The sequence below is a fragment of the Pseudoalteromonas sp. SG43-7 genome, from assembly GCF_014164295.1.
In the GTDB taxonomy this organism is placed as follows: Bacteria; Pseudomonadota; Gammaproteobacteria; order Enterobacterales; family Alteromonadaceae; genus Pseudoalteromonas; species Pseudoalteromonas rhizosphaerae.
This window is the reverse complement of sequence record NZ_JACJEY010000158.1, coordinates 1-865: the sequence shown is the minus strand read 5'-3', so window position 1 is coordinate 865 and position 865 is coordinate 1. Positions and strand designations below refer to the sequence as shown.

Annotated in this window: 1 protein-coding gene; it reads right to left on the bottom strand. The window is 49.7% G+C overall.

Going from position 1 to position 865, the window contains the following annotated elements; translation table 11 throughout:
- The coding region (locus H5200_RS23265; protein ID WP_182762857.1) for a tandem-95 repeat protein at nucleotides 1-865 on the bottom strand (865 nt) is incomplete at both ends.

Sequence of the window (865 nt, the reverse complement as noted above, 5' to 3'; positions counted from 1 at the left end):
CGCCATTGCTGTCTTTAACTGTGTAAGTAAAGCTGTCGTCACCATAGTAATCTGCATTGGCGGTGTAAATGATTGCCCCCGTTGCGGTTACTTGAGTTTGCCCATTGCTTGGTGCACTGACAACCGTCACACTGCTCACATCTAAGCTGTCGCCGATATCAACATCACTGTCGTTACCCAATACGTTAACTTCAAATGAACCTTCTTCTTGCAGTTGGGCGGTGTTATCTAGCGCCACTGGTGCATCGTTCACGGCATTAATGGTCAGTGTGACGGTCGCTGGGGTTGAGCTTAAGCCTTCGCTGTCTGTTAATGTGTAGGTGAAACTAAATACCCCATTCACATCTTGGCTTGGCACGATAGCTAAACTACCATCGAGGTTAACACTGACTGTCGCAAAGTCGTACATGCCCGCCCCCGTGCCTTGGTTTTCAAGGCTTACGTTGGCAGCATTAAAGCCACTGTCTTCTACGTCTGAGTCGTTTGCTAAAATAGCTAACGTTGTTGCGGTATCTTCATCAGTCGTCACTGCATCATTAGCAACAACTGGACGGTCATTCACCGCACCTATATTTACCGTAACGGTTCCTGGCAGTGACACACCGCCTTCGCTGTCGGTAATGGTGTAGGTGAAACTGTCTTGCCCTGTAACGTTCGCATCTGGGGTATACACAAAGGTGCCCGCGGCTTGGTCAAACACCACTTGCCCTGAGCTTGGCGCTCTGACTAAGTTAATCGTGCCCGTTGGGATGGTGTCTTCCACATCACTGGCCAGTGAACGCACATTGGTCACTGCTGATGCGGTGTCTTCATCCACACTTAAGCTGATAGCTTGTACCTCAGGGAGGTCGTTCACTGGGGTAAT